Raw genomic sequence first — 18,789 nt, 5'->3', positions numbered from 1 at the left:
GATGAGCGAGGCACGCCGCCAGCAGCTCGCGGCGCTCGTCGACGCCCGCGGCTTCGTGCGCGTCGCCGACGCCGCCGAAGAACTCGGGGTGAGCGACGTGACCATTCGCGGCGACCTCAGCGCCCTCGAGCGGCGGGGGGCCGTTCTCCGGGTGCACGGCGGCGCGATGCCGGCCGCCGCGTTCCGGGAGCCCACGCTCGAAGCGGCCCGGGATCGGGATGCTGCCGCCAAGCGAGCCATCGGTCGGGAGGCAGCATCCCTCGTCTCCAGCGGGCAGGCGATCTACGTCGACGCCGGCAGCACCGCCCTCGCGCTCGCCGAGGCACTCGTCGAGCGACGCGACCTCCACGACCTCGTCATCGTCACGAGCGGGCTCACGATCGCCCTCGCCCTCGAGGCGGCCGTACCGCGGTTCACGGTCATCGTCACCGGCGGCACGCTGCGGCCGCTCCAGCACTCCCTCGTCAACCCGTTCGCCGCACCCATGCTCGAGTCGCTGCGGCTCGACACCGCGTTCATCGGATGCAACGGCATCCACCCCGAGCACGGCGTCACCAACCTCAACCTGCCCGACGCCGAGATCAAGAGGCTCGTCATGGGGGTCTCCGGCCGCAGCATCCTCATCGCGGATGCCTCGAAGATCGGCCGCACCGACCTCGCCGTCATCGCACCCCTCGCCGCCTTCGACACGCTCGTCACCGACGCGGTACCCGAGGGCGCCCGCCTCGACGCAGCGCACGGCCTCGACACTAGGCTGGCCCGGTGACCACCACCTCAGCACCCCTTCCCCCCACCGGCGACCAGTACGAGCTCGAGCTCGGCCCGGTCCGCGCCACCATCACGCAGGTCGCCGCCGCCCTGCGCGAACTCAGCATCGACGGGGTGGCCCTCACCCCCGGCTACCCGGTGGACAGCCAGCCGCCCTTCGCCGCCGGCATCGTCCTCGTGCCCTGGCCCAATCGCGTCGAGGACGGTCGCTGGGAGCTCGACGGCCAGGTGCAGCAGCTCGACATCACCGAGGTCTCGCGCAACAACGCCATCCACGGCCTCCTGCGGTACACGGGGTACCGCGAGCTCGAGCGGGACGCGTCATCCGTCACCCTGGGAGCGACCGTCTACCCGCAGCACGGCTACCCGTTCCTTCTCGAGACGACGGTGCGGTACGCCCTCACCGAGGACGGCATCCGCGTCACCCACACGGCGCGCAACGACAGCGCCGCCCGCGCCCCCTACGCCGTCGGCACCCACCCGTTCCTCGGCATCGGCGGGGTCGACGGGGCCGAGCTGACCCTCACCGTGCACGCCTCGACCCGCTTCGACGTGGATGACCGGCTCAACCCCCTCGGCGAGGTCGCCGTCGACGGCGACTACGACCTGCGCGCTGGTCGCCGCGTCGCCGAGCTCGAGCTCGACACGGCGTTCGGCGGGGTATCGCCGGTGGACGGCGTCGTCGCCGCCCTCACGGCCCCCGACGGCCGCGAGGTGCGCCTCCTGCAGGACGCCAACCACCCGTACGTTCAGGTGTTCATCACGCGCGAGTTTCCGGGAGTCGGCACGGCGATCGCCATCGAGCCGATGACGGCACCGCCGAACGCGTTCAACACGGGGCTCGGCGTTCGCTGGCTCGAGCCGGGCGAGACGTGGAGCGTCGAGTGGGGCATCCAGTACGCTGGATAGCAGCGAAGGGGAGTAGTTCCCTCGGGGGCCCGTCCCGCGAGGCGTGAGACATCGACATACTGGCCGGTCAGGACGACCGGCCCGGTGCTCCACCAGGCGCCAGCCGATCAGGCGGGCCTGGCGAACGAGACCTTCGGTCAGACCAGGATCTGGCCGAAGTCGTCGACCCCGATTGCTCGTGCCGATCCGCGAACCGAAGGATCACTCCGTGGCACGAACCCCTGCCGACCTTCGCCGCTGGCGCCGCTACCTCGCCGCCGAGCGCGCCGAGGCCTCCGTCTACCGCGAGCTCGCGCTGCGCCGACAGGGCCAGGAGCGGGAGATCCTCCTCGCGCTCGCCGACGCGGAGGGCCGGCACGAGCAGCACTGGGTCGACCTGCTCGGCGACGACGTCGGCAAGCCGCTGCCCGTCGACCTGCGCACCAGGATGCTCGTCTGGCTCGCCCGCACGTTCGGGTCGGTGTTCGTGCTCGCGCTCGTGCAGCGCGCGGAGGCGCGCTCGCCCTACGAGGACGACGCGGACGCGACTGACGCGATGGCGGCGGACGAGCGCATCCACGGCGAGGTCGTTCGCGGACTCGCGATCCGCGGTCGCCTCCGCATCTCGGGTACGTTCCGCGCTGCAGTGTTCGGGGCCAACGACGGCCTCGTCTCCAACCTCGCCCTCGTGCTCGGCATCGGTGCGACCGGCGTCCCGACCGCGACGGTGCTGTTCACCGGCCTCGCGGGCCTCCTCGCGGGCGCCCTCTCGATGGGCGCCGGCGAGTACGTCTCGGTGCGCTCCCAGCGCGAGCTCATCGATGCCGCCAAGCCCGACCCGTCCGCGCGCGCCGTGCTTCCCGACCTCGACGTCGACGCCAACGAGCTCGCCCTCGTCTACCGCGCCCGCGGGATGAGCGAGCAGGATGCCGCGGCGCACGCCGCCGACGTGCTCGCCACCCTCCACCTCGACGCCGACCCTGCCGTCGCCGACGAAGAAGAGGAGCTCGACCACGTGGGTACCGCGTGGGGCGCCGCCATCTCGAGCTTCTGCTTCTTCGCCTCCGGCGCCCTCATCCCGGTGCTGCCGTACCTGTTCGGCGGCGAGGGCGTCGTCGCCGTCGTCGTCGCGTCGGTGCTCGTGGGGCTCGCGCTGCTGCTCACGGGCACGGTCGTGGGACTCCTGTCCGGGGCATCCCCGCTCAAGCGCGCCCTGCGACAGCTCGCGATCGGCTTCGGGGCGGCCGCCGTCACGTACCTCCTCGGGCTCGCGTTCGGCGCGACGCTCGGGTGACGGGTGCGAGACTGGAGCGCATGATCTCCTCCGAGCTCGCCCGCGCGCTGCGCGACTCCGGCCTGGTCTGGAAGCCGCAGCCGGGCGACGCGTTCCTCATCGACCGCGTCGAGGTCGACTCCGACGTCTTCTACTTGAGCGAGCTGACGATTGAGGCGCACGACTACCCGACGGGCACCGTGCTCGGCTTCAACGGCACGACCGAGTGGGCGCTCGACTCCGTCGCTCTCGAGGACACCCTCTGGCTGCCGCACGAGCACCAGCTGAGGGAGCGACTCGGTGCGGCGTTCGTGTCGCTTCGCCCGGCGTGGTCGGTGACGGTGCTCATCGACGGTAGTGAGGAGCAGTTCGACGCGGATGCCCCCGCCGACGCCTACGGCAGGGCGTTGCTACACCTGCTGGACTCCTTCCGCGTCGAGTAACCTCCCGGACCAGCCCCTGCGTTGTCAACCCCCCGGGGCCATATTCGCAATGCACTTAGCCTCGATAAGGAGTGCTGGTCAACCGGGAGGAGCGGAGTGGGCTATCTGGCATACGGGGCCACCCAGGAGCGAATCCCGATGGATGACCGCGTTCTCGCCCACCTGCGCGCCGTCATCCTCGCGAAGTTCCGCCGTAAGGAGCCGTTCGCCCTCAACGTCGAGTTCGACCGCCAGTCCGGCAGCGGCTACGCCACCCTGTGGCTCTCGCCCACTATCGACCTGGCCTTCATGTTCGAAGGCAGCAGGCGGCCCGCCCTCAACCGGGCGTGGATCGAGGAGCTCATGCAGGCCGCCAACGGTCCCGACGGCGTGCACCTCACGCACGAGCCCGACGGCACCGAGCGCGCCGACCGCTCCGGGCGCGACGTCATCCAGATCCAGCGCGGCTGAGGCTACCTGCTCCTCCACGCCACGATTGCGCCGACTGCGGCCCCACCGACCGCCAGCCACAGCGCGTGGATGCCCAGCCCCGAGTACACCGCGGCGCCCAGTACCGCGCCCCCCGCGATAGCCAGCCACAGCACGAGGTGCGGCGCCCAACCCCAGCGGCTGCCACCGCGGAACGCCGCGACCAGTTCCTGCCCGACCTTCACGAGAGCGCCGGTCATGTAGGTGAGTCCCACGGCCTGGCCGTCCGTGATGAAGACCGTGTTGACCGCGCCCATCGCGGCGGCGAGGGCAGCGCCCGCGGCGGCGGAGTACCCGGCGGTCGCCAGGAGGGCGCCGACGAGCAGGACGGCGGCCACGAGCCCGAGCACCGCCGATTCGCGGCGCGCGGGCATCCGTCCGAGGAGGCTGCCGCCGACGACCCCCGCGACGAACGCGACGACGAGCACGAACGCGAGCCACCACGACCCGCCCCGGACGAGCTCGACGCTGCCCTGGGTGGTGTTGCCGCTCATGAACGACACGAAGTACCCGCCGAGGAAGACGAACGCGATGCCGTCCACGTAGCCGGCGAGGGCGGACAGGCCGGCGGCGGCAGCGAGGGCAGGGCGGGAGAGTCGTCGAGGCACGACTCGATAGTGGCAGGTTGCGGAGCTGCACGCCGTGCGGCGCAGCTTAGGTGCCCTGATCAGAGAGCGTACGCAGGGCCACCGCGAGGATGAACCAGCCAAGGATCATGAGGAGTGCGGCGATTCCCAAGACGAGGGAGGCAACGGAGAGGTAGCGTGCCGCACCGAACCGCCGGGCGCGCCGCCACCCCACCCACCCGAGCACCAACGGAACGGCAGCGGGAGCCCAGCTGAGCCACGGAATGGCGATCGGCAGCATCGGCGTCGCGCTGAGCAGGACGGCGAGGATGCCCAGAGGCATGCCGACCGCCCCGAGGAGGTCATCCCGAGCGCGGGCATCCGTCATGACACCCAGTGTGCGCGTCGGTGCGGGCTCGATCCCGCAACAGCACGACACGTCGTCGAGTGTTCCGAAAGTGCCGCTCCGGAGGCGCTCGAAGCGGCACTTTCGGAACACTCGCGGTCAGGGGAGGGCGCAGCACCCAGCAACACCCGCGTCGGTGCGCGCCCCTACAGTGGACCCAGCAGGGCCGGATGCTTCGACCGAGGAGCAGCACGAGTGGCCCGAGACTGGCACCCGATCCTCCAGGCCCGCGAGTACCAGCCGGGCCGGTGGGTGATGGAGGACTCGATGGGGCGGCCATTCGCCCTCATCGACTTCGTGAAGCGCGGCCCCGAGCGGGGGTACCGCGTCCGGGCGTGGCGGCGTCAGGAGGTGGGGCCGATCCTGGGGTACTACACGACGTTGGCGGGGGCGGCGAAAAACGCGCACCAGCGGTGGATCTCGCGCAGCGTGCCATCCGGCGCCCCCTATGCGGGCATCACGTGGCCGACGCAGCCCGACCCGTGGGGGTGACGCCGTCGTCATAGGATGGCCGGATGCTCCACCCCGGTGAATGGATCGCCCCTCGTCGCCTGGGCCGGGACTTCCGGTGGCTGCTCGCCTCCTCGTGGACGAGCAACCTCGGGGACGGTATCGCGCTGTCGGCCGCCCCGCTGCTCATCGCGTCGCTGACGTCGTCGCCGATCCTCGTCGCCGCGGGGGCGATGATGCAGTTCCTGCCGTGGCTGCTGTTCGGGCTCCTCGCGGGCTCGATCGCCGACCACTACGACCGGCGGCGGCTCGTCATCATCGCGAACGCGTCGCGCGCGGTCGTCGTCGCCGCGCTCGTCGTCTTCCTCCTGACGGGCCAGGCGACCGTGTGGATCGTGCTCGCGACCTCGTTCCTCTATGGCGTTGCGGAGGTGTTCGCCGACTCGGCCGGCAGCACCCTGCTGCCGATGATCGTCAAGCCCGCCGACCTCGGCGTCGGCAATGCGCGGCTGCAGGCCGGGTTCCTCGTCGGCAACCAGCTCGCCGGCCCGCCGCTCGGCGCCTTCCTGTTCGCGCTCGGCTCGTTCTGGCCGTTCCTCGTGCAGATCGTGTGCGTGAGCCTCGCGGTGCTGCTCATCGCGCGCATCGCGAGCACCCCCGTGCCGCCGCACGACGAGCCCGCCGACGGGGTGCGGGTGCAGCCGATCCGGGAGGGGTTGCGGTGGCTGCGGCACAACGCCCCCGTGCGCACGCTCGTGCTGATCATCCTGCTGTTCAACGTCACGTGGGCGGCGCCGTGGGGCATTCTCGTGTTGTACGCGACCGAGCACCTGAATATGGGGCCGGTCGGGTTCGGGGTGCTGACGACCGCGTCGGCGCTCGGCGGGCTCGTCGGGACGGTGTCGTTCGGATGGCTCGAGCGCCACGTCTCCTTCGCGACACTCATGCGCGTGTGCCTCTCGCTCGAGGTGCTCATGCACCTGGGGTTCGCCCTCACGAGCATCCCGTGGGTGGCGTTCGCGATCATGTTCGGCTTCGGCGTCTACGCGTTCGTGTGGGGCACGATCTCGACGACCGTGCGTCAGCGGCTCGTGCCGATGCGGCTGCAGGGTCGAATCGCCTCGGTCAACATGGTGGGCGTGTTCGGCGGCCTCGTGATCGGGCAGGCTCTCGGCGGTGTCATCGCGCAGGCGTGGGGCCTGACCGCGCCGTGGTGGTTCGCGTTCGGCGGCGCCGCGGTCACCCTGGTGATCGTGTGGCGGTCGATCTCCCAGATCGCGGCGGCGAAACCGGTCGTGGACGAAGCGGAAGGGCAGGGCGCATGATCGACTTCACCACCGAGTTCGAGCGCTCGCCGTTCATGCTCATCCTGCGCGGCCTCGGAGCGGAGCGCAGCGTCGAGATCGCCCAGCGCGCGTGGGACGGCGGCGTCGGCCTGGTCGAGATCCCGTTGCAGACGGACGCGGATGCCGCGGCTCTCGCCGCGCTCGTGCGCGCCGGCGAGGAGCGGTCTCGCGCCGTCGGTGCCGGAACCATCGTCTCCACCGAGCTCGTGGCGCGCGCCCAGGACCTGGGTGCGGCGTTCACCGTCGCCCCCGGCGTCGACGCCGAGGTCGTGCGCGCGTCGGCCGCGGCGGGCCTGCCCCACCTGCCGGGGGTGGCGACGGCGAGCGACATCCAGGCCGCCGTCGCGCTCGGGTGCGGCTGGGTGAAGATGTTCCCGGCGGCGCAGCTGGGGGCCGGGTGGGTGCGGGCGATGCGCGGGCCGTTCCCGGGGGTGCGGATCGTCGCGACCGGCGGCATGAGCTCGGCGACGGCGCGGGAGTACTTCGAGGCGGGTGTCGACGCGATCGCGGTCGGCGCTGCGGCGGGCGAGGCCGGCGAGGTGGCCGCGCTCGGCCGCATCGCGGCGGAGCTGCGGGACGCCTCGGAGCGCGGCTAGGCGAGGGCGGTCAGCAGGGCATCCACGTCGTCGTCGGTGTTGTACAGGTGGAAGCTCACGCGCACCCTCCCGGCGCGCACTGCGGCGCGGATGCCAGCGTCCGCGAGGCGACCGGCGGCGTCGGGGGCGTCGAGTGCGAGGATCGCGGAGTCGCCGGGCGGCAGCCCGAGCTCGCTCCGCACCCGGTTCGCGAGCCCGATGCAGTGCTCCTGCACCGCGGTCGCGTCGAGCGAGGCGAGCCACGGCATGGCGATGCCGGCGCCGAGGAGGGTGAACCAGGCGGGCGAGGCGTCGAGGCGGCGGGCATCCGGGGCCTGCAGCGACGGCAGCGCGTACGTGTTCGACCACGGGGTCTCCGAGGAGTACCAGTTGGCGGCGTGCGCGGTGAGCTCGTCGGCGAGCGACGGGGCGAGGTGCATCCACGCCGCCCCGCGTGGCGAGAGCAGCCACTTGTAGCTGCCGCCGACGACGACGTCCGCCCACGCTGTGTCGAGGCGCATCCAGCCCATCGCCTGGGTGACGTCGAGGATGACGCGCGTTTTGGTGCCGGCGACCGCCGCTCTCAGCGTCGTCACGTCGAGCACCCGACCGTCGGACGACTGCACGAGGCTCACGCTCACGACGTCGAACTCGCCCGCACGGCGCTCCAACTCGCCGGGGTCGAGCGGCGTGACAGTGACGCCGCGGTCGCCCTGCTCGGCGAACGGCGCGCTCACGCTCGTGAACTCGCCCGTGAACGTCGCCACCCGGGTGCCGTCGGGCAGCGCCGCCGCGACCAGTCCGAGCAGGGATGACACGCTCCCGCCCATCGAGACACTGGATGCCTCGACCCCCGCCATCGCCGCGAACGCCTGCCGCGCAGCCGCCACCGACGCGTCGAAGTCCGAGGGCACCAGCTCGCCGAGCTCCCACTGCCGGAGGGCGGCGTGCAGCGCCTCCGACTGCCGTCGCGACGGCAGCCCGTACGTGGCGGAGTTGAGGAACCGCTCCGCACCCTCGAAGACCTCACCCTGGAACTCGCGCATCCCGCGAGCGTAGGCGCGCGGGGGCGCGGGTGTCAGTGGCCAATTCCGGGGTGCTGGCGCTGGGGGTTACTCGAGCGCCACCTCGAGTGCGAAGCCCGCGGAGCGATCGCGCAGGCCCAGGATGCGGGCATCCCGAGCGGCCTCGCGGTCGAAGCCGAGGTGGGCCGACGGCGGGAGCATGCGCACGTTCTTCGAGCACTGGAAGTCCTCGCAAATGAGCGTTCCCAGCGTGCTGCCGCTGCGGCCGGCGTGGCCCGCGCGTTTGGCGCTGTAGAGCACGACGTCGTTGGGGAGCGTGACATCCTGGCACCACTGGCACTGGGCCCGGTTGCGGGGGTCGGCGTCGGCGCGCTTCAGCACCACCCCGATCAGCTCGTCGCCGATCGGGACCACGATGTAGGCGCGCTTGGGCAGCTTGGGCAGCTTGGGGTCGCGCCAGCCGAGGTAGTCGAGGTTCGCCCACGCGAGGTCGTCGAAGTCGGTGGGCAGGGTGAGGTCGGCGATCTCCTTGCGGGACGCGTTGACGAAGGATGCACGGATGACGTGCTCGTCGAGGGGCAGCATGATGTTCTCTTTCAGTCAGTCGGTGGGTACGGCGAAGCGACGGCTCCCGCGAGGGGAGCCGAGGGCAGCGCTATCTGCCGACGGCGGATGAACCGCCGCCGACCTCCAACCGCATGACTGAGGAATGCATGGTTCGATGGTACGCCTGGTGGCGGGGACTATCCCGCGATGGGACATCGACACGGCGATGCGAAAGATCCCGCCGATGACTAGCGCGCGCTCAGAGCGCTCGCGCCAACGCGACCGTCGCTGTGAACGGGTCGGCCCCCACGGGTATGGCCACCGACGATGTGACGCCCGCCTCGCCGAGTGCGTGCACGCGGGCCCGCACCGACTGGGGTGTGCCCGCGAGCGCCAGTCGCGCCACCCACTCGTCCGGAAGCGCCGCCGCGAACTCAGCGCGCGACGCCGAGTTCGCGCGCAGCGTCGCGAACTCCTCGGCGAAGTCGAGGGGCGCGATGTGCGGCGCCCAATCGGGATCACCCACCCACTCGAGCCCGGGTCTCGCGATCGCGAGGGCTTCAGCATCCGTGTCGGCGACGGCCGCCACGTTGTAGGCGACCAGTCGGTGCGGGCGGTCGGCTGCGATCTGGCTGAGCGCGGCTCGGGCGTACTCGGGAGTCACCGGCTCGGCGAGCACGGTGCCCGCGGCGATGCGGCCCGATACCGCGAGCGACTTGGGTCCGCGCACGCCGAGCAGGACCTCGGGTACGACGTCGGGGAGCGTGGATGCCTCGAGCGCGACTCCGTGCAACTCGAGCGGTGCATCCGACGACACCGTCTCGCCGCGAAGGAGGGCGGTGAGCGCGGTCACATGCGCCTCGAGGTAGGACAGCGGCCGCGCCGGCCACGCCCCGACACGGCTCAGCCACCCCGGCATGCCGTGCCCGACACCGATGTCCAGACGTCCGGGATGCAGTTGGGCGAGCGTCGCGAGCTCCATCGCCCCGAACACGACGTTGCGCACCGCAGCGGGAAGGATGCCGATGCCGACGCGCACCCGCGATGTCGCCCCCAGCACGGCCGCCGCCTGAGCGATGCCGCCGCGGAACCCCAGATCCTCGACCACCCACAGCTCGTCGAAACCGAGCTCCTCAGCGAGCCGGGCGAACTCCAGGATGCGGTCGGCGGGGAGGTCGCGGGGCAGCATGACGCCCTGGCGCGGTAGTGCGGTCACGAGTACAGCGTGGCACGTCGCACCCCGATCACGTCAGGCCGTGATCGATGCGATCGTGGCCTCGGCATCGGCGACCAGGAGGTACATTGCTCGCTTCGCTGCGTGCGGCATCAACTCAAAACCGAACTTTCGGTAGAACCGCTCGGCTTCCTCATTGAGAGCATCGACGACGAAAGCACGCGCGCCGAGCAAGCGGGATGCCTCGACGCCTTTGAGCACAGCATCCTGAAGCATCGATGCCCCAAGGCCGTACCCCTGGAACTGCCTGTCGACTGCGAGCCGACCGATGAGGATGATCGGGATGGGGGAGGGCATGTTCCGTTTCACGCGTCCGGACGCATCCTCGAGCGCGAGGGAGCCCGCCGACAGGCAGTAGTAGCCGGCAACCTTGCCCGATTCGTTCTCTACGGTGACGAAGGTGCGCGATGCTCCCGTGGTTTCATTCTTGAGCGCGCGGGAGCGCAACCACTCATTGAGGGATGCTTCGCCGCAGTCGAACGTGACGAACTCGTCGCCAGCCTGGAGCGCGCGAGGGGAGCGGAACGTGCTCAATCGGAGAAGACGGTGGGCCGCGTGAGAAGGTCGGCGAGACCGCTGACGGGTTTCGCCGGTCGGTCGAGGATCTCGTTGAAGGCATCCCACGACTTCTTCGACAGGTGCAGTTCCCGCTCGAAGCGAATCACTTGCTCGGCCTCTCGCACCAGGACGGTCACGGAGAAGTCGGTGACACTTCGGCCGGAGAGAGCGGCCGCTTGCTCGATCTCCGACTTTTGGTCGGGGGTTAGGCGCAGCTCGAGCCGATCGGACTTGGTCGCGTTAGGCATGGAGGCGATTGTACGGCAATTGTCCGTACACTTGACGTCTGTTTGACCTGCGCGAAATCAATCCCACCACAGGGCCATGCCCATCCCGCGGCGTGCCGCGCCGTCGTAGAAGCCCCTCAGCCGCTCGAACATTTCGAGCAAATAGCCTTGCGGGTCGGTGACTCCAAATCCTTCGTTCGCGGCTTCGACTGCGGGAGGAGACAGAAGTGTGCGAGTGTCGATTGTGTCGAGCAATGCGGCTATGGCTGCAGTCTCGGCTTCGCTCAGGCATGTCAACGCCTCATAAGTCGCGAACAGACCCGTATATCCCGGATGAAGTTCTCGGCTTCCTGCTGTTGATCGTTCAAGAGCCTCGACGAACCGATGTGCCAGCCCTGACCTAGCCGCTGCTCGGTTGAGCATCGCCGGCGCCCAGTCGAGCTGCGCGTAGTCGTCCGCTGGCAGCTCTTCTCCTCCGCACACCCGCTCGAGCATGGCGACGTCGGAGCCGCAGAGCGCGATCTGCCTCTCGGTCAGGCGTGCGAGTTGCTGAGTGACTGCCACGGTCCCATCCTGACGTCTCACGGTGCGCGGTTGGCTCAAGGACCATCCTCGAGTGAATGGTGGCTTCGTTAGCCAAGAGATGGTGGGCCCGGTGGGGCTCGAACCCACGACCCGCGGATTAAAAGTCCGATGCTCTGCCAACTGAGCTACAGGCCCTACGCGTTCAAGAGTACCGGGCGGCGCGGGGCCACCGAGTGTGACGAAAACGTCCGGTGGGCCGCTCGGGGCGTACATAATCGTCACACTCGGCGCACGCGCGTACCCTTAACCCCGATGGCCGACGACTTCCACAAGCCCACGCAGTACTCGGGCGACAAGTTCGACACGTACGAGGGCGGCGAGGACCCCGCCCAGATCATGCGCGTCGCCCACGACACCGCGCACGCCCTCATCGACCGGGCCCGCGAGACGGATGACCCGGCCGTCGTCGACCGCCTCGTCGCGTTCACCGATGCCCACGGCATCGACGCGATCGCGGAGCTCTGGGCACGGTCGAGCCCGCGCAGCCTGCCGGGTGCGCTGTGGCGCATCTACCTGTTGCGCGTGGTGATCCGGCAGGATCCGGATGGCACGAGCTACCTGTTCCAGCGGGGCACCGAGGTGCTCGCCACCATCGACGCCGCGGTGGCGGGAGCATCCATACCCACCGGACCGGAGGAGATCACCGACCTCGCCGACCAGATTCTGCGGGGGCTGTTCCGCGGCGACTTCGGGGTCGCCCTCGACCGGGCGGCAGCGTTCTGCCGCATCGAGGCGGCGGGATGCACGTCCGCCGCCGACGATGCCGAAGCCACCGAACCGGCGCGCGCCACCGAGCTCACCACCCGCGCCGACCGCTTCGCGCTCACGGCAGACGAGCTAACCGCGTGCGCGCGGCTCTACCGGTCGGGGTCGCTCGAGTAGCAGTCGAGCCTGTGAGCGCGGGGAATACCGGGGGCCGCGCGTTGTTTAGACTTACATGGCCGGGCCGCAGTAACCCCGGGCTCCACTAATAGCCGCTCCGAGCGGCCTTGCGCCGAGAGGCGTTCTGCGGCCCGGCATTTTTTGTGCCCGGGCGCAGCCATCCACCCCGCCGCACTGCTCCGAATCACCTGCATGAGCGCCCCGATCTCGCTGCGACCTGAGATGCTTGACGACGTGCCGCACGACAACGAGGTCTCGCCCGCGAGTCGCCAGCAGGCGCTCCTCGAGCGAGTGGCCGCCGGAGACAAGCAGGCGTTCAGCGACCTGTACGACGAGGTGGCCCCGCGCGTGTTCGGTCTCGTCAAGCGCCTCCTTGTCGACCACTCCCAGTCGGAGGAGGTCACCCAGGAGGTGTTCCTCGAGATCTGGCAAACCGCAACGCGGTTCGATCCGAACAAAGGGGGAGCGACGACCTGGATCCTCACGATGGCCCACCGCCGAGCGGTGGACCGGGTGCGGGCATCCCAGTCGTCGCGCGACCGAGACCTGAAGGTGGGCATCCGCGACTTCTCCTCCGACTACGATCACGTCACCGAGAGCGTCGAGGTGTCCGTGGAGCACGAGAGAGTGGAGAAAGCGATGGCACGGCTCACCGAGCTGCAGCGTCAAGCGATCCAGCTCTCCTACTACGGTGGCTACTCCAACAGCGAGGTCGCCAGCATCCTGAGCGTGCCGATCGGCACTGTGAAGACCCGCATCCGTGACGGGATGATCCGGCTGAGAGACGAATTGGGGGTGGCATCGTGACCGACCCGAAGGCCACCGAGCCCACACCGACCGACCCGGCCATCCAGTCGGGTTCCTACGCCCTGGGCGCGCTGAGCGCCGAGGAGCGCGCCGCGTTCGAGGCGCACCTGGCGGGATCCGAGGATGCCCGCACCGAGACCACGGGCCTGAGCGACACCGCCGTGCTGCTGGGCCTCGCGGTGCCACCGGTCACCCCGCCCCCGTCGCTCAAGGCGAGCATCATGGCCCAGCTGGATGGCACGCCCCAGCTTCCCGCGGTCGACGCCGCCCCGGCGCCCGGCCCCGCGGAGCTGCGCGCCCGCTCCCGCTGGAGTCAGCGCCCGCTCATCGCTCTCGCGAGCGCGGCCGCCGTTCTCGGCCTGATCGCCGGTGGCGGCATCGTCGCGACGTCGCTCGTGCAACAGGGCCAGTACCAGCAGCAGGCGGCGGCAATCGCCGAGATCACGGCGGCCGCCGACTCCCAGCGCCGCACCGTGGAGCTGCCGGATGGCTCGGCCACGCTGGTGTGGTCGGGTGAGCTCGCGTCATCCGCGCTCATCGTCGACGGGCTCGAGCCGCTCCCGGGTCACCAGGTCTACGAGCTCTGGTACATCGGCGAGGACGGCGCCCGCCCGGCCGGCACGTTCACGGCTGACGGAAGCCAGACGTCGAGAGTGCTCGAGGGCGACATGCGCGCCGGCGACGTCATCGGCGTCACGGTGGAACCGCGCGGCGGCTCCGAGCAGCCCACCTCGGATCCCGTCCTGGTCATCGAGACCGCCTAGACCGCCATAAAGTTCTCGGGTGGAAACACCGTCCTGGAATGTGCCGGCCCCAGTTCTGATCGCCGACTTCGCGATCTGGGAGATGGCTGCCACTGTCGTCGTTACAGCGGCGGTCACGTGGCTGACCATCTACTTCGCGACCCGAAGTGCAAGGAACGCCACCGGTGCAATGCTGGAGCAGGCCGAACGCGATCGACTCAGGCAGAGGCGACTGGATGCAGCATTGGCAATGCGCCAGTTCGCCGAGGCGAGAATCGCGGTTTACGAGAACGCAACATCGAAACGAGAGCTCGCACACCATATGCGTGAGATGACTCAGTCGGAAGACCGACTGAGTGTGCTTATGGCAGGGATTCCCGACGGTGAGAGAATGCGCGACGTCGTGTACGCGGCTCTGCTTGAGTATCTCGACCCTGAACTGACGAGCGCCGAGCGCGAAGCGCCAGCCGGGTTCTTTCGCTCCATCGTCGACGTTCGATTGAACAGGCGAGATCGCCTGATGCACTACATAAAAGTATGGGAGCGGGACCCCGATTCAGATCTCATAAAGGACCTCGAAAGTGATGCCTCGGTCCGTTTTCTGACCGCCGATAGACAACTTGATACATGGCTCCGAATATTCATAGAGGAGAAGAGGACCGCTAGCTCATGGTGGCGGCGCCTTCTGCGCCGCATGGAGACACTCATGAAGCGGCGCGAGCTTAGCGGCGCAAAGCCCCGAGCGAGCGCTTGACAGCGCCCGAAACGAGCCGTAACGTACAACCAAATGGTTGTACAAGTTGAACTCAGTGACGCGGAAGTCGACCGCATCTTCCACGCGCTCGCCGACGCCACGCGCCGGGACATCCTCCGCCGCACCCTGATCGGCGAGGCATCGGTGAGCGCGCTCGCCGACTCCTACGAGATGTCGTTCGCCGCCGTCCAGAAGCACGTCGCCGTGCTGGAGGGAGCAGGACTGGTGACCAAGGAACCGCGGGGCCGGGAGCGCATCGTGCGAGCCGAGCCCGAGACGATCGAGCGCGCCCGCGGGCTGCTCGACGCCTACGCCGAGCTCTGGCGCGGACGCATCGACCGCCTCGATGCGCTCTTCGCCGACGACGAGAAGCACTAGAGAAGCACTAGAGACACGAGAGAAAAGAGAAGCACCATGCCCGTGACATCCATCACCACCGACACCGACGCGCTCAGCATGACGCTCGTCGCCGACTTCCCCGTGGCGCCCGAGCGGGTGTGGGAGGCCTTCGCCGACCCGCGCCAGCTCGAGCGGTTCTGGGGCCCGCCCGGCTACCCCGCGACGTTCGGCCGCTTCGAACTGACCCCGGGCGGAGTCGTCCACTACTGGATGACGTCTCCCGAGGGCCAGAAGTTCTACGGCCGCTGGGACGTTACCGCGGTGGATGCACCGCGCTCGTTCACCGTCACCGACGCTTTCGCCGACGAGCACGGCACCGCCGACCCCGGCATGCCCGCCGGCCAGATGACGGTGAGCGTTGATGCCACGCCCACGGGTTCCCGCCTCACCGTGCTCTCGACGTCACCCACGCTCGAGGCGCTGCAACAGGTGATCGACATGGGTCAGGTCGAGGGGATGCGCCAGTCGATGGGCCAGCTCGACACCGTTCTCGCCGACCTGCGCGAGTACGCCCTCGGCAAGGGCACGCAGACGGAGATCCTGGATGACACGCACGTGCGCATCACGCGCGCCTTCGAGGCCCCGCGCTCGCTCCTCTGGCGCGCGCACACCGAGCCGGCGCTCATGCGGCAGTGGCTGCTCGGGCCGGACGGGTGGGAGATGACCGTCTGCGAGCTCGACCCCGTCGCCGGCACCCCGTACCGCTACGCTTGGGCGCCGGTCGGCGACACCGCCGGCCAGCCGTTCGGCTTCGAGGGCGAGACTGTGGTCGTCGAGCCGCAGCGCCGCCTGGTGTCGACGGAGCGCATGAGCGGCACGGACTTCCCGGGCACCGTCAACGACCTGTCGTTCGACGAGGTCGACGGGGTCACACTCCTGACCCTGTACATCACCTACACCGATGTGGCGCAGCGCGACATGATCCTCGCGACGGGGATGACGGACGGCATGGAGGCGAGCTACGCGCGCCTCGAGCAGGAACTCGTCACGGCGTAGCATCCCCGGTCAACAGCGGAAGGCCCGCCCCCCGGGTAGCGGGGCGGGCCTTCGTGCTGTGCGGAGTGTCGGCTACTCGGCCGGCGGCATCAGCACCGTGTCGATGAGGTACACGGTCGCGTTCGCGGTGTGGACGCCACCGCAGATGACCTTCGCGTCGTTGACCATGAGGTTGTCGCCCGAGCCGGTCACGGAGACGGTCGCGCCGTTGACCGTGGTCTGGTCGCCGACGATGTCGCTCGGCAGGATCTGGCCGGGAACGACGTGGTAGGTCAGGATGCTCGTCAGCAGCGCCGCGTTCTCGGGCAGCTGCAGCGCGGCCACGGTGTCGGCGGGGAGCTTCGCGAAGGCGTCATCGACCGGAGCGAAGACGGTGAACTCGCTGCCGTTGAGCGTGTCGACGAGGTTCACGTCGGGGTTGAGCTGGCCGGAGACCGCCGCGACGAGGGTCGTGAGCAGCGGGTTGTTGGACGCGGCGACGGCCACCGGGTCCTGCGCCATGCCGACGATCGAGCCGCCGCCGTCGGGGTTGGCCTCGGCGTACGCCGCGCATCCCGATCCGACGAGGTCCGCGGTGTAGTCGTTCTCCATCGAGGGCGACTCCTCCGTCGGCGCCGAGGAGGGCTCGGTCTCGGTGGAGGTCATCGGCGAACATCCGACGAGGCCGAGCGTTGCCGCGGCAGCGAGGCTGAGCGCGGCGAGGGTGGTGCGGTTGAGAACTCGCATGGGATCTCTCCTTAGGTGAGGGGGGCCGCGGTGCGGGCCCGTCGCACTGGAGTTCGGGAAGGGCGAGCAATCGGTTTGGATTTTTCTTCGGCCAACCTGCAGCGGGCTCGGTTCCGAATGCGTGTCAACCGAATTCCTTGGAGGACAACGTGCTCAGCCTCGCTCTCATCGGCCTGCTCGGCGGGCTCATCACGGGCATCTCCCCGTGCATCCTGCCGGTGCTGCCGGTCATCTTCCTGTCCGGCGGCGCCATGAGCGCGCGGGATGCGGATGCTCCCGCCACGGTCAGCCGGTGGCGCCCCTACCAGGTCATCGCAGGACTCGTCGTCGCGTTCAGCCTGTTCACCCTCATCGGGTCCCTCGTGCTGGCGCTGCTCGGGCTGCCGCAGGACTTCCTCCGCTGGGCGGGCATCGTCGTGCTCGTGCTCATCGGCGTGGGGCTGATCGTGCCGCAGTTCCAGCACATCCTTGAGAAGCCGTTCTCGTGGATCCCGCAGAAGAACGTCGGCACCGAGCGCGGCGGCTTCGTCCTCGGCCTCGCGCTCGGTGCCGTCTACGTCCCGTGCGCCGGACCGGTGCTCGCGGCGATCACGGTGGCCGGCTCGACCGGCAACATCGGCCCGGAGACGATCGTGCTCACGCTGAGCTTCGCGGTCGGCGCGGCCCTGCCGCTGCTCATCTTCGCGCTCGCCGGCCGCCGCGTGGCGGAGCGCGTGAAGACCTTCCGCAAGCACCAGAAGAAGATCCGCACCATCGGCGGCGTCGTGATGATCGCGCTCGCGATCGGCCTGGTGTTCAACCTCCCCCAGCTCCTGCAGCGCCTCGTGCCCGACTACACGAGCGCCCTCCAGGACCAGTTCGCGAGCGACGAGGCGATCGCCGAGCAGCTCGACCTCGGCGGGCTCGAGAACGACCAGAACAAGGACCTCGACCTGTGCACGAACGGCGCCACGGAGCTCGAGTCCTGCGGCACGGCGCCCGACATCCAGGGCATCCAGCAGTGGTTCAACACCCCCGGCAATGAGGCGATCGATCTCGCCGACCTGCGCGGTCAGGTCGTGCTCGTGGACTTCTGGGCGTACTCCTGCATCAACTGCCAGCGGAGCATCCCGCACATCAACGCCTGGTACGACGCGTACAAGGATGCCGGGCTCACGGTCATCGGAGTGCACTCCCCGGAGTACGCGTTCGAGAAGGAGCCCCGCAACGTCATCGCTGGCGCGCAGAACTTCGGCATCGAGTACCCGGTGGCCCTCGATAACAACCTCAGCACCTGGACGAACTACCGCAACCGCTACTGGCCGGCGCACTACCTCATCGACGCCGACGGCACGGTGCGGCACATCAAGTTCGGCGAGGGCGGCTACGCGAACACGGAGAAGCTCATACGCGAACTGCTGGTGCAGGCGAACCCCGACGTCCAGCTCCCGCCTCCCACTGACGTCGCGGATGACACGCCCGAGGCGGGCAGCACCACCCCCGAGACGTACCTGAGCCTCGGCAAGATGGTGAACTTCGCGGGCGACGAGGACTACGCCTCGGGAACGAACACCTACCGCTACCCGGATGACCAGCCGCGCGATACGTTTGCGCTCAAGGGCGACTGGACGATCGACTTCCAGAACGCCACTCCGGCAGACGGCCCGGCGAGCATCCGGCTCAACTACACCGCCCGCGAGGTGCGGATGGTGCTCGGCGGCGAGGGCACGGTGACGGTGACGATCGACGGCAAGTCGACCGAGTTCGAGGTCTCGGGTACGCCGAACTCGTATCCGATCATCCCGCTCGGCGACTCGCGCCAGGGCACTCTCGAAGTGACGCTCGAGCCGGGCGTGGAGGCGTACTCGTTCACCTTCGGATAGTCGGATGTCCGGGCCGGCGCAGGGGGCCGGCCCGGGGCTATCCGAACTTGCCGGAGATGTAGTCCTCGGTGGCCTGCACCGACGGCCGGGAGAACATCGTGACGGTGTCGTCGTATTCGATGAGTTTGCCGGGTTTGCCGGTTCCGGCGATGGTGAAGAACGCGGTCTTGTCGGAGACGCGGGATGCTTGTTGCATGTTGTGGGTGACGATGACGATGGTGTAGTCGGTTTTGAGTTCTTCGATGAGGTCTTCGATGGCGAG

Annotated in this window: 24 protein-coding genes, 1 tRNA gene and 1 pseudogene; 15 read left to right on the top strand and 11 right to left on the bottom strand. The window is 69.4% G+C overall.

Annotated features, from left to right (window positions below; all coding sequences use genetic code 11):
• The first annotated feature begins 1 nt into the window (after position 1).
• From Q5716_RS15685 to Q5716_RS15665, 5 genes are all read left to right on the top strand, one after another.
• Positions 2–766, top strand: a complete 765-nt coding sequence (locus tag Q5716_RS15685; protein WP_305004100.1) for a DeoR/GlpR family DNA-binding transcription regulator — start codon at positions 2–4, stop codon at positions 764–766.
• On the top strand, positions 763–1,677 hold the full coding sequence (locus Q5716_RS15680) for an aldose 1-epimerase family protein (RefSeq protein ID WP_305004099.1): 915 nt from the start codon (positions 763–765) through the stop codon (positions 1,675–1,677). The genes Q5716_RS15685 and Q5716_RS15680 overlap by 4 nt, the downstream gene beginning before the upstream one ends.
• Before the next feature lie 208 nt (positions 1,678–1,885).
• Positions 1,886–2,950 (top strand): VIT1/CCC1 transporter family protein, encoded by a 1,065-nt coding sequence (locus Q5716_RS15675; RefSeq protein ID WP_305004098.1) that lies wholly within the window; start codon positions 1,886–1,888, stop codon positions 2,948–2,950.
• Positions 2,951–2,970: 20 nt separating this feature from the next.
• Positions 2,971–3,372 (top strand): pilus assembly protein CpaE, encoded by a 402-nt coding sequence (locus tag Q5716_RS15670; protein WP_305004097.1) that lies wholly within the window; start codon positions 2,971–2,973, stop codon positions 3,370–3,372.
• Between the two features lie 96 nt (positions 3,373–3,468).
• On the top strand, positions 3,469–3,822 hold the full coding sequence (locus Q5716_RS15665; protein ID WP_491047340.1) for a DUF7882 family protein: 354 nt from the start codon (positions 3,469–3,471) through the stop codon (positions 3,820–3,822).
• Positions 3,823–3,824: 2 nt separating this feature from the next.
• Here the strand turns inward: Q5716_RS15665 and Q5716_RS15660 are convergent, their stop codons facing one another.
• Positions 3,825–4,448, bottom strand: a complete 624-nt coding sequence (locus tag Q5716_RS15660) for a YoaK family protein (RefSeq protein WP_305004095.1) — start codon at positions 4,446–4,448, stop codon at positions 3,825–3,827.
• A 46-nt stretch (positions 4,449–4,494) separates the two neighbouring features.
• Positions 4,495–4,794 (bottom strand): hypothetical protein, encoded by a 300-nt coding sequence (locus tag Q5716_RS15655; RefSeq protein WP_305004094.1) that lies wholly within the window; start codon positions 4,792–4,794, stop codon positions 4,495–4,497.
• A 213-nt stretch (positions 4,795–5,007) separates the two neighbouring features.
• On the opposite strand from Q5716_RS15655, the gene Q5716_RS15650 reads away from it, so the two are divergent.
• From Q5716_RS15650 to Q5716_RS15640, 3 genes are read left to right on the top strand one after another with little or no spacing between them, the layout of a single operon-like run.
• Positions 5,008–5,304 (top strand): hypothetical protein, encoded by a 297-nt coding sequence (locus Q5716_RS15650; protein WP_305004093.1) that lies wholly within the window; start codon positions 5,008–5,010, stop codon positions 5,302–5,304.
• A gap of 23 nt (positions 5,305–5,327) precedes the next feature.
• Positions 5,328–6,587, top strand: coding sequence for an MFS transporter (locus Q5716_RS15645; RefSeq protein WP_305004092.1), 1,260 nt, complete (start codon positions 5,328–5,330; stop codon positions 6,585–6,587).
• Positions 6,584–7,204, top strand: a complete 621-nt coding sequence (locus tag Q5716_RS15640) for a bifunctional 4-hydroxy-2-oxoglutarate aldolase/2-dehydro-3-deoxy-phosphogluconate aldolase (protein ID WP_305004091.1) — start codon at positions 6,584–6,586, stop codon at positions 7,202–7,204. The genes Q5716_RS15645 and Q5716_RS15640 overlap by 4 nt, the downstream gene beginning before the upstream one ends.
• Here Q5716_RS15640 and Q5716_RS15635 read toward each other — a convergent pair.
• The 7 genes from Q5716_RS15635 to Q5716_RS15605 form a co-directional block, all read right to left on the bottom strand.
• On the bottom strand, positions 7,201–8,229 hold the full coding sequence (locus Q5716_RS15635) for an aminotransferase class V-fold PLP-dependent enzyme (protein WP_305004090.1): 1,029 nt from the start codon (positions 8,227–8,229) through the stop codon (positions 7,201–7,203). The genes Q5716_RS15640 and Q5716_RS15635 overlap by 4 nt on opposite strands.
• Positions 8,230–8,295: 66 nt before the next feature.
• Positions 8,296–8,793 carry an FBP domain-containing protein gene (locus Q5716_RS15630; RefSeq protein ID WP_305004089.1) on the bottom strand — a complete coding sequence of 166 codons (498 nt, stop codon included), beginning with the start codon at positions 8,791–8,793 and terminating at the stop codon, positions 8,296–8,298.
• 220 nt (positions 8,794–9,013) lie between these two features.
• Positions 9,014–9,970 (bottom strand): LLM class flavin-dependent oxidoreductase, encoded by a 957-nt coding sequence (locus tag Q5716_RS15625; RefSeq protein WP_305004088.1) that lies wholly within the window; start codon positions 9,968–9,970, stop codon positions 9,014–9,016.
• A gap of 33 nt (positions 9,971–10,003) precedes the next feature.
• Positions 10,004–10,435: a GNAT family N-acetyltransferase gene (locus Q5716_RS15620; protein ID WP_305004087.1), complete on the bottom strand. Its 432-nt coding sequence runs from the start codon at positions 10,433–10,435 to the stop codon at positions 10,004–10,006.
• Between the two features lie 83 nt (positions 10,436–10,518).
• A complete protein-coding gene (locus tag Q5716_RS15615; protein WP_305004086.1) occupies positions 10,519–10,794 on the bottom strand; it encodes a type II toxin-antitoxin system TacA family antitoxin in 276 nt (91 codons plus the stop codon).
• 57 nt (positions 10,795–10,851) lie between these two features.
• Positions 10,852–11,337 carry a hypothetical protein gene (locus Q5716_RS15610; protein WP_305004085.1) on the bottom strand — a complete coding sequence of 162 codons (486 nt, stop codon included), beginning with the start codon at positions 11,335–11,337 and terminating at the stop codon, positions 10,852–10,854.
• An 80-nt stretch (positions 11,338–11,417) separates the two neighbouring features.
• A tRNA-Lys gene (locus tag Q5716_RS15605) sits at positions 11,418–11,493 on the bottom strand.
• A 117-nt stretch (positions 11,494–11,610) separates the two neighbouring features.
• Here Q5716_RS15605 and Q5716_RS15600 point away from each other — a divergent pair.
• From Q5716_RS15600 to Q5716_RS15575, 6 genes are all read left to right on the top strand, one after another.
• Complete coding sequence (locus tag Q5716_RS15600; RefSeq protein ID WP_305004084.1) at positions 11,611–12,240, top strand: DNA-directed RNA polymerase subunit beta; 630 nt, start codon at positions 11,611–11,613, stop codon at positions 12,238–12,240.
• Positions 12,241–12,462: 222 nt separating this feature from the next.
• A complete protein-coding gene (locus Q5716_RS15595; protein ID WP_305004135.1) occupies positions 12,463–13,047 on the top strand; it encodes a sigma-70 family RNA polymerase sigma factor in 585 nt (194 codons plus the stop codon).
• On the top strand, positions 13,044–13,811 hold the full coding sequence (locus Q5716_RS15590) for an anti-sigma factor (RefSeq protein WP_305004083.1): 768 nt from the start codon (positions 13,044–13,046) through the stop codon (positions 13,809–13,811). Before Q5716_RS15595 ends, Q5716_RS15590 begins: the two co-directional genes overlap by 4 nt.
• 19 nt (positions 13,812–13,830) lie before the next feature.
• Positions 13,831–14,544 (top strand): hypothetical protein, encoded by a 714-nt coding sequence (locus tag Q5716_RS15585; RefSeq protein ID WP_305004082.1) that lies wholly within the window; start codon positions 13,831–13,833, stop codon positions 14,542–14,544.
• Between the two features lie 33 nt (positions 14,545–14,577).
• On the top strand, positions 14,578–14,922 hold the full coding sequence (locus Q5716_RS15580) for an ArsR/SmtB family transcription factor (protein ID WP_305004081.1): 345 nt from the start codon (positions 14,578–14,580) through the stop codon (positions 14,920–14,922).
• Between the two features lie 36 nt (positions 14,923–14,958).
• Positions 14,959–15,939, top strand: a complete 981-nt coding sequence (locus Q5716_RS15575) for an SRPBCC family protein (protein ID WP_305004080.1) — start codon at positions 14,959–14,961, stop codon at positions 15,937–15,939.
• Positions 15,940–16,011: 72 nt separating this feature from the next.
• Here Q5716_RS15575 and Q5716_RS15570 read toward each other — a convergent pair whose 3' ends face one another.
• Complete coding sequence (locus tag Q5716_RS15570; RefSeq protein WP_305004079.1) at positions 16,012–16,665, bottom strand: fasciclin domain-containing protein; 654 nt, start codon at positions 16,663–16,665, stop codon at positions 16,012–16,014.
• A gap of 149 nt (positions 16,666–16,814) precedes the next feature.
• Here Q5716_RS15570 and Q5716_RS15565 point away from each other — a divergent pair, with 149 nt between their 5' ends.
• Positions 16,815–18,527, top strand: a complete 1,713-nt coding sequence (locus tag Q5716_RS15565; protein WP_305004078.1) for a cytochrome c biogenesis protein DipZ — start codon at positions 16,815–16,817, stop codon at positions 18,525–18,527.
• Between the two features lie 37 nt (positions 18,528–18,564).
• Here the strand turns inward: Q5716_RS15565 and Q5716_RS15560 are convergent.
• Positions 18,565–18,789, bottom strand: a pseudogene (locus Q5716_RS15560) (phosphate ABC transporter ATP-binding protein); the annotation flags it as partial.

The sequence above is a fragment of the Antiquaquibacter soli genome, from assembly GCF_030580675.1.
GTDB classification, from domain to species: domain Bacteria; phylum Actinomycetota; class Actinomycetes; order Actinomycetales; family Microbacteriaceae; genus Rhodoglobus; species Rhodoglobus soli.
The sequence above is the reverse complement of the archived record's forward strand: the minus strand, read 5'-3'. Positions and strand labels throughout refer to the sequence as shown.